Here is a 2873-nt window from a genome sequence, read left to right on the forward strand (position 1 = left end):
GACGCTCACACAGGCCCGCACCGCCATCACCGCATGGAAGGAGGACTACAACCACCACAGACCACACTCGGCCCTCGGCAATATGCCGCCAGTCGAGTTCGCAATCAAATCCACGCTGGAAAAACAGGCCGCATGAGGCCTAAATCGAAACCCAGGACTCTCCCTCAAGCCGGAGGAGATTGGGGTCTCACGTCACGTCGCCAAAAGCCCCGAAATCACACCAAAAGCTGCGTCTCTGCAGGCCACATCAAAGGCCAAGGGTCTGCTAAGTCTCGGAAATCTCAAAGTTATTCCGTGACGGCAGAGACGGTGCATTTTTGAGAGGACTGGGTGGTGCAGCCACCAGTTTGGATAGAACCCGTCTCTGCTGAAATTCCCTGATAACAGGGAAAATACAGGGAAAATTCGCAAATTTGCCTGCCACATCGGCTTTTGCGCCACAAATTCGCACGCAAGATCAATGGCTTGGCATAAATTTCCCTAGGCGAAATATCAGGGAAAACTGCCTGAAAAGCGTTGTCGAAACCTGGGAACGGATTGTCGTTGTCCGGGATGAGATTGTCGTTAGGTGGGAACACATTGCTCCAAGCCGGGAAGGTATTGCGCTTGGTCGTTTGAGCCTTGTCCGTTGGTGGGAAGCGATTGCGCTCACGCGAGATGGCTTTGTCGTTTGGTGGGATGCGATTGTTGTTGAGCGGGACACGTGTACGTTTGGCCGCAATGTCGAATGTTGGCACTTCTATCGAGGCTGGCAAGAACGTAGCGACCTTTGCTTACGTGTTGCAGGTCGCATCGTATGGGGCGGGCGGGAGAAGAACGGTGCATTCGAGCTTTGCTGACGCTGTTCGGCAAGCCTTGTATGAACGGCAGCAACCGCGCGCACGCAAATAACTCTTCCGAGGTACCAGGCCTAAGGTGCCCGGCACCTCTCAGTTTATCGTTTCATTCAGCATAGATGCGGTTTCATCGACTGAATCGGCGGTTTCATCGAGTCTCCCGTGCATTCCGCATTGGTACGCAACGTAATAGTGTTTGCGGTGGCGCTCGCGCGGAGATTCGGGCGGGGAGGCGGATATGGCTGACGGGATCGACCTGAGAAGGCCGGGCGTTTTGCGGTGGCCGATTGCTCGCGAAGCCATCGTCCAGGGATGGTTGCCCGCAACCAGGATCGATGCCGGCGACGCGCCGAAGCGCTCACTCACGGGCAGCGACCAGGTAAGAAAAACTCAGCGCCGCGCCGCATTGCACGTCCTGATCGTATCGGCCCTGTCGGTAGGTGGCGCAGCGATTGCCGGCCAGGCGCAGGCAAGCTGCAGCGGCGCGGCGAGCCAGAACCTTGGGGAGGGCAGCTATGGATATACATGGTCCATCTGCAATGGCGCCGCCGGTACCGACTGCAGTGGCGAGAAAGACGGCGCCTGGGGCGACAACATAACGATCACCTCGGAGGGAACCTACGCGACCAGCGCCGGATCGCCTCCTTACAGCCAGCCCGGCGGGGTCGTGGGCGGGGTCATCATGTTGTATTCGCGCGGCGGCGACGGCGTCGACGAGGGCAATGCGGGTGGCGGCGGCAGCATTGATCTCACCACGCACAACAGCATCACCGTGAACGGCACGGGCAATTCTGGCTATCTCGGCAGCATGATCTCCGCCTATTCCTGGGGCGGCAACGGCGATTCCGACAATGACAACAACGATTCGGACGGTGGCGACGGCGGCGCGGGCAGCGCGATAAACGTAACCAACTACGGAACCATGACGATCGACGGCACGGTTTCGCCGCTGAGCGGCGGGATGTACGGCATCATTGCGGTGAGTGGCGGCGGTACCGGCGGCGAGCAGAACAACAGCGTCTCGGGCCTCGGCGACCAGGTGGGTGGCGACGGCGGTTCGTCTGGCTCCGTTACCGTCACCAACGCGGGCACGATCAGCATCGGCAGTACGTCGAGCCGCATGCAGGGCAACGCCGCGGGCGCCGGCATCTATGCCGATTCCGGCGGCGGCGGCGGCGGCGTCCACAATGGCGGCGCCGGCAATGGCGGTTCGGTGACCGTTCAGAACAGCGGCCAGATCAACAACGTCTGGAACGGCCAGGGCAGCGGCGAAATCTATGGCATTCATGCGCGAAGCATCGGCGGCATCGGCACGCAATCCATCGACAACAGCGATGACGGCGGTCGCGGCGGCGACGGTTCGACGGTAACCGTCACATCGTCTGGGGGAATCCTGCTGGATGTCACGGGCAATTTCACCGGCAGCGGCGCTGGCATTGCCGCGGTAAGTCAGGGTGAAGACGGGGGCGAGGGCCCTTCGGAGGACCATTCGGCAGGCAATGGCGGGACCGGCAAGGCGGTATCCGTCACATTGCAGGGCCCGAGCGGCAATGTCACGACGAACGGCGCCAACCTGTACGGCATCCTGGCGGAAAGCCTTGGCGGCCAGGGCGGTGACGGCGGCGACAGCACCGCGCTCGCAGGCACCGGCGGCGGCGGCGGCTTCGGCGGCGACGGCGGCACGGTCAATGTCACGACGGATGCCGGCACCTTCATCACCACGAGCGGCGAATATGCGGCGGGCATCGCCGCCATGTCGCTCGGCGGCGGCGGCGGCACCGGCAGCGACTTCAACAGCATTCTCGGCGGCAGCGGCGGCAATGGCGGCAATGGCGGCAATTCGGGCGCGGTGACCGTCGACAACGGCGCCGAAATCAGGACCGGTGGCGACTACGCCTATGGCATCCTCGGCCAGTCGACCGCGGGCAGCGGCGGCACCGGCGGCGTTGGCAACGGCTTCATCGTCGAACTCGGCGGTGACGGTGGCGCCGGCGGCACGACCAACACGGTCGATATCGACAATTCCGGCACCATCAG

2 protein-coding genes and 1 pseudogene are annotated in these 2873 nt (G+C 62.3%); 2 read left to right on the forward strand and 1 reads right to left on the reverse strand.

All coding sequences use genetic code 11. The features are described from left to right. Window positions 1–136: integrase core domain-containing protein (locus ABMA59_RS37530; protein WP_425475858.1), on the forward strand; the 136-nt coding region annotated here is incomplete at its 5' end. Window positions 137–287: 151 nt separating this feature from the next. Here the strand turns inward: ABMA59_RS37530 and ABMA59_RS37010 are convergent. Continuing rightward, window positions 288–737 carry a hypothetical protein gene (locus ABMA59_RS37010; RefSeq protein WP_349010311.1) on the reverse strand — a complete coding sequence of 150 codons (450 nt, stop codon included), beginning with the start codon at window positions 735–737 and terminating at the stop codon, window positions 288–290. Between the two features lie 337 nt (window positions 738–1074). Between ABMA59_RS37010 and ABMA59_RS37015 the strand changes: the two are divergent. Beyond that, window positions 1075–2873 (forward strand): annotated as a pseudogene (locus tag ABMA59_RS37015) (autotransporter outer membrane beta-barrel domain-containing protein); the annotation flags it as partial.

Source organism: Mesorhizobium yinganensis (assembly GCF_040081985.1).
Lineage (GTDB): Bacteria > Pseudomonadota > Alphaproteobacteria > Rhizobiales > Rhizobiaceae > Kumtagia > Kumtagia yinganensis.